This window comes from Dysgonomonas termitidis (genome assembly GCF_042654545.1).
Taxonomy (GTDB): Bacteria; Bacteroidota; Bacteroidia; order Bacteroidales; family Dysgonomonadaceae; genus Dysgonomonas; species Dysgonomonas termitidis.
The window spans coordinates 1-5,667 of sequence record NZ_JBHSGN010000211.1 but is presented as its reverse complement, the minus strand read 5'-3'; the positions used below and the strand labels follow the sequence as shown (position 1 = coordinate 5,667).

The following is a 5,667-nucleotide window of genomic DNA, read 5'->3' as shown; positions in this document are numbered from 1 at the left end:
ACCTATATCAGCCAGGAGGCATGGAACGATGAGGTAACCCGTTACGGCTTAATGCCGGACGACCCGTCCAAACCGAGGTTTATGTGACTGCTATGGGAACATGGAGCGATACAGGGATAGAAATACCTTTCGGCAGGACATCCGGCAAGGTCAAAACGCTTTGCCCGAAATGCCGGGAAGGATCGAGGCGTCATAAGCTGGACAAGTCCCTTTCTGTCAACCTGGACGAAGGATTGTACAAGTGCCATTACTGCGGCTTCTCCGGCAGCATCAACCAGAAAAAAGATTATTACAACCACAGGGAAATGGAGAAAAAGACTTACCGCAAGCCTGCATGGCAGAACAATACAAAGCTGTCGGACAAGCTGGCGCGTTACCTTGAAGACGAACGGAAGCTGTCGCAGGCTACCTTAAAGAAGTTCCGGCTGTCGGAGGGCCTGCATTACATCCCGGCCAAAGACAGGAAATGCAATACCCTGCAATTCCCCTACTTCCTGAACGGGGAAGTGGTAAACGTAAAATACAGGACAGGGGATAAAGCCTGGGCCATCGAAGCAGGGTGCGAGCTGATCCTCTATAACCTGGACTCTACGGTTGGAAAGGAAGAAGTGATCATCACGGAGGGGGAACTGGATTGCATGTCATTCGGCGAATGCGGGTTCGAATCGGTTGTCTCTGTTCCCAACGGCGCGAACGGCACGGCTTACCTGGATAACTACATCGAGGAGTATTTCGACGACAAACAAACGGTCTACATTGCCGTGGATACCGACAGGAAAGGCATTATCCTGCGTAACGAACTGATCCGCCGCTTCGGGCCTGAACGCTGTAAGGTTGTCACCTACGGGCCGGGATGCAAGGATGCGAACGAGCACCTGGTGAAGTATGGCCCGGAATCGCTCCGTATAGCTGTCGCCAATGCGGAGGAGATACGCATCGAGGGCATATTCACCCTGCCGGATATCAGGCAGCAGGCCGACCTGCTTTTCAGGGAGGGGCTGCATCCGGGAATGACAACGGGACACAGCGACTTCGACAGGCTGCTGAGCTTTGAAACAGGACGCCTGTGCGTCGTTACCGGGATACCGTCACACGGGAAGAGTGAATTTGTCGATGAAATAGCCGTCCGGCTGAACCTGAACTACGGCCTGAAATTCGCTTACTTCTCCCCGGAGAACCATCCGCTGCCCTACCTGGCGGCAAAGCTGGTATCCAAGTTCACAGGCAAACGCTTCGACAGGGAATCCCTGCGCCCCGGCGCATATGAAAGGGCCTGCGCCCATATCGGGGATAACTTCTCATTCATTTACCCGGAAGAGGACTTCGGTATCGGCAATATACTGGAAAAGGCTTCCTTCCTGGTCAAAAAGAAAGGCATCCGGGTGCTTGTCATCGACCCCTACAATGCGATAGAGCACCAGATGCCTCACGGAACAAATGAAACGAACTATATCTCCGCCTTACTCAGCAAGCTGGTAACATTCGCCCGCCAGAAAGACGTGCTGGTATTCCTGGTAGCCCATCCCCGTAAGATGGAAATGAAAGGCGGCGTACCTACAGCCCCCAACCTCTACGACGTGAACGGGTCGGCGAACTTCTACAACAAGGCCGACTTCGGGTTTACGGTCTACAGGGATTACAGGGAAGACCATGTCCGCGTGGATGTGCACAAGGTCAAGTTCAAACATTTGGGTAAATGCGGGGCGGCTTACTTTAGCTACGACTATGCCAACGGCAGGTATGTCCCGTTTGTCAACGGTAAAAAGGGAAAGGAGGATGATACGGATTACCTGGAGAGCTATTGTCAGGGTAGCCAGTCATCCATCGGCTTTACAAAATCCGCAGAGGAACTGGAACAGGAATTTATCGCGGATACCACGGAAGCCGCAGACCTGCCTTTTTAGGCACAGGCTTATTCTTCATCCGGCTGCGATAAGCGTTTGAAGAGCACCGACTGTGTATTCAGTGCGCTTTTCTCTTCGTCGGCCAATGGACGCGGGAAGATATAGGGATAGAGGTTCTTCAGGTGGTTCAGCCTGTCGGCAGGGTCCTGAAGGGCCAGTATATCATCCATGATCTTATTGATAATATCCTCCTTTGTGAGCCTGCCGATCAGTGTATCCCTTAATTCCCTGCCCAGCAGGTTGGCACTCCCCCTGGGACGCCCGTTGGGATTGTTGGTAGTACCTTTCTTCAAACCGCTTTTTCCTTTTACTCCGGCCATATCATTTTTGTTAAATACAGGATTTACAAAAATAACCCGCCGCTATCGGCTTCCATACCACCGTAGCGGATACTTATTTACATCTACACATCTTTTTGCACAGGGAACAGCCAAAGACCGTATCAATCCCTTTATTTGCGGCTTAACAGTCCCGTATGGGCTTTTATAATCTATTTATCTTATAAACAACAGGCTATATGGCAGTAGATATGGGCAGCGCAGCCAGTGGCGCAGGAAAAGGAGCGGCAGCGGGGGCGGCCTTCGGGCCCTGGGGAGCTGTAATAGGCGGTGTGGTAGGTCTGGGTGCTTCCCTGATCGGGGGTAATAAGGCAGCCGGACAGCGCAAGCTGATGGAGGACTACCTGAACAGGCAGGATACGGAAAATAAATCATTTTATAACGCCAATGCTTTATCGGACTATACACAGCGGACGGATGTACAGAACCTGATGAAGCAGTTGAGGGACAACCTGGGCAGGCAGAATAAGACGATAGCCAATACGGCGGTTGTCACGGGAGCCACGCCGGAACAGCAGGCAGTAGCCAAAGAACAGGCCAATAAGGCTATCTCCGATACTTATGCGAATATCGGGGCAATGGGCCGGCAGTGGAAAGACCGTGTTACAGACCGTTATTTATCGCGCAGGGAAAGCATAGCCAACCAGCGCATGAATATCATGCAGGGCAAGGCTCAATCGGGAGAGAACCTGCAAAGCAACGGGCTGAATATGCTGGGTAATTCGGCGGGAAGCCTGCTAAGCATGTGGGGGAAGTAATTCAATAAAGTGAAAAACTAAAAGTGATAAGTGAAAAGTTATGGTTTATAAGTGCTTACTACTTTCAACTTCATTTTTCATTTTTAGTTCTTCGTTTAAGAATGTTCTTCGTTTTTCACTTATCACTTTTCATTTAAAAAAATATGATCTTGGACGATATACTGGTTAAGGACAAAAAGAAGGGTGTAAACACCTTTCTTCCTGTGGATGAGCAGGAGTTGGCAGTTAACAGTAAACAGTTAGCAGTAAACAGTCATCAGTTAACAGAGGGTTTTGATAATCTGCAAGCAACTACCGGGCAAAACGGGGACAATTTGCCAGCAACAGGACAGCAATATGAGGGTGTAACGGCAGCTAGACAAAGCAATCTGTTAGCAAACGGTAGCAACCCGGCAGCAGGAACAGCAACCCGGCAGGCAGTAAAATACCCAAATAAGCCGCAGGGACTGAATGACGGCGAGTATGAACACCTGCTTAAATACTTTACTCCCGAAGCGTTAATCAGGTTTACGGCCCCTTTCGATCCGGATGCAGGGGAAAATATATTGCAGCGTTACTATGAATCTGCCATACCCAAACCTGTTGCACCGGATGAAAAGAAAGTCAGGAACGCACAACTGATAGCTTCCATTGCCGACGGTATAGGCTTACTGTCCCAGATGTACAGCTATGGCAAAGGCGCACATGTGGAAAAACGTGATTACAGCCAATCCGCCCTGTCGCAAGCAACAGGCAGGGCCAAAGAACTGGAGAACCGCTATATGCAGCAATCCGCACGGTATAATGACGGCCTGTTCAATGCCCGCCTGAAAGATTTCCAACGGATGCTGGATGATTACAATACCGGAAAGAAGGGTATTCAGGGCGTCCTGGCAGCAAAACAAAAGCTGGATCAGGCGCAGGCCCAGTTCGAAGACAAACAACGCCTTGCCTATGATAAACTGGCGCAGGAGCAAGCAAACAAAGATAAAGACCGCAAAGTAAGGGAAGATAACCAGAAGAGCCTGGACAGCTACCGTAAAGCGATGGTAGCGCAGGGATGGTCGCGTGTTGGCGATGCTAAAAACAGGACGTCGGCATACGTGAAAAAGGTTTCTTCATCCGGTGGCGGTAAGAACACCGGCTACCGGATGGTGATCGAGGCTAATCCGGCTGATAGGGAAGCCGTCAGAGATAACCAACTGGGAGCGGATGTGCGCGTATTTGAAATGTCCAAAGGCGAAATAGACAGGTACACGCGGGAAGCATTGTCCGATCCGGCATTCAAAGCCAGATATCCGCAATATGACCGTAAGCCCGGACTACCGGGTGAAGCCCCCAGGTCATTTACCGAAAAAGAAAGGACGGATATAGCCGCCGCCTACTTGCAGGAACAGTATAACAACAGCTTTGCTTCAACTCCCGCCGCTCCTGATTATTCCGTCCCGTCGACAGGTGGAAGTAACACATACCGGCAATGGGAACAAAACAACCGGCTTCCGGGGTTTGGCAACAATGTTCCTCCTGCTACACAGCCTGTAGCGCCGTCAAGTCTTCCCGTACAGGCGGAAGAGGCGGAAGAGGCAGGGATACCGGAGGAAGAGGAAGAAGACGAAGAGTTCCCATCGGTGGGTAATATTGCTAATTTTTAAAAAGGAAACGTTTATGCCTGATAAATTTTATATAGACAGCAAAGGTAACATACGCCTGGTTCCGGAAGGAAAGGAACAAAAATTTCTGTCTAAATATCCCGGTTCGAGGGAAGCCACACGTAAGGAATTGTCCGATTTCGAGGACAGGCGGGTACAAAACGGCATATCAACCCCACGAGGGTCGGATATTCAGGACGGACAAGGCCGTTCTGCGGCTATAACTCCGGCAAATCAACCTTTAAATGGCTTTAACTCCGGTTTTGGGGCTAATCAACCTCAAAAAATGAAGACCAGGTTCAAAGATGGAACAGAAGGTTATGTCGATATTCCGGTAAACACAAATATTTCCCAATTAAAAGAGCCGGATCTGTCAGGAATTTCCGCATTTAAAGGTAAGCCGTTAAAAGAAACCATTAGTAATACCATGCAAAATATGCCCGTTAGCCCGGAAGCATACTTCGATATGTCCGTCGACAGGTACAGGCAGGAAAAAGACTGGGTAGAGCAGGTGAAGAACGACAGCAGCCTGTCCGAAAATGTAAAGCAATCCCTTATCAATGACTATCTGGCTAATACCCGTACTCCTGATTTAACGGTAGCAGATAAAGACCTGCCGCCTGCCGCTAAAGACTGGCTGGAGAGGAACAAGGTATCGAGGGAGCTAACACATTACAACCCTTCTGTTACGGGTGGCGGCTCTTATCCGACTACCGTAAAAGAGAATACCCCGGAACAAACCGCATTTATAAAAGACTATATCGCCAATAGTGAAGAAGGTAAACGCTATGCACAGGCACATAAGGAGTTTATAGGGCAATTAGAGGGTGATGCGGACATTCTGCTTAACCGGATTGAAAGTATAAGGGAAGCATCGGAGAAAAATAAGGAAGCATACGCCGGGCGGCACAATATAAGCGCATGGAGCCTGAAAGGAACCAATTACCGGAATGATGCCATACTCGGTAAAGCCGCCAACCTGCTAAAGAATACCAAACTGTTGTTATCTGCAAGCAAAGAAGGCGACGGATTCAGGAAA

Annotated in this window: 5 protein-coding genes; 4 read left to right on the top strand and 1 reads right to left on the bottom strand. The window is 49.7% G+C overall.

Features of this window, described 5'->3' with window-relative positions; translation table 11 throughout:
* The first annotated feature begins 92 nt into the window (after positions 1-92).
* The gene (locus ACFO6W_RS26245) at positions 93-1,904 is read left to right on the top strand and encodes a bifunctional DNA primase/helicase (protein WP_380002115.1); all 1,812 of its coding nucleotides are present in this window, start codon (positions 93-95) and stop codon (positions 1,902-1,904) included.
* Between the two features lie 8 nt (positions 1,905-1,912).
* Here the strand turns inward: ACFO6W_RS26245 and ACFO6W_RS26240 are convergent, their stop codons facing one another.
* On the bottom strand, positions 1,913-2,224 hold the full coding sequence (locus ACFO6W_RS26240) for a hypothetical protein (protein WP_380002113.1): 312 nt from the start codon (positions 2,222-2,224) through the stop codon (positions 1,913-1,915).
* A 197-nt stretch (positions 2,225-2,421) separates the two neighbouring features.
* Here ACFO6W_RS26240 and ACFO6W_RS26235 point away from each other — a divergent pair, with 197 nt between their 5' ends.
* From ACFO6W_RS26235 to ACFO6W_RS26225, 3 genes are all read left to right on the top strand, one after another.
* Positions 2,422-3,000 (top strand): hypothetical protein, encoded by a 579-nt coding sequence (locus tag ACFO6W_RS26235; RefSeq protein WP_380002111.1) that lies wholly within the window; start codon positions 2,422-2,424, stop codon positions 2,998-3,000.
* A gap of 143 nt (positions 3,001-3,143) precedes the next feature.
* Entirely contained in the window at positions 3,144-4,631 is a 1,488-nt protein-coding gene (locus ACFO6W_RS26230) for a hypothetical protein (RefSeq protein ID WP_380002109.1), read from the top strand.
* A 13-nt stretch (positions 4,632-4,644) separates the two neighbouring features.
* A partial coding sequence (locus ACFO6W_RS26225) for a hypothetical protein (protein ID WP_380002107.1) occupies positions 4,645-5,667 on the top strand: 1,023 nt, incomplete at its 3' end.

Bases quoted from the DNA above. Each gene is read 5' to 3' on its own strand.
- ACFO6W_RS26240 (WP_380002113.1), bottom strand. From the start codon at position 2,224: ATGGCCGGAGTAAAAGGAAAAAGCGGTTTGAAGAAAGGTACTACCAAC.
- ACFO6W_RS26230 (WP_380002109.1), top strand. From the start codon at position 3,144: ATGATCTTGGACGATATACTGGTTAAGGACAAAAAGAAGGGTGTAAAC.
- ACFO6W_RS26245 (WP_380002115.1), top strand. From the start codon at position 93: ATGGGAACATGGAGCGATACAGGGATAGAAATACCTTTCGGCAGGACA.
- ACFO6W_RS26235 (WP_380002111.1), top strand. From the start codon at position 2,422: ATGGCAGTAGATATGGGCAGCGCAGCCAGTGGCGCAGGAAAAGGAGCG.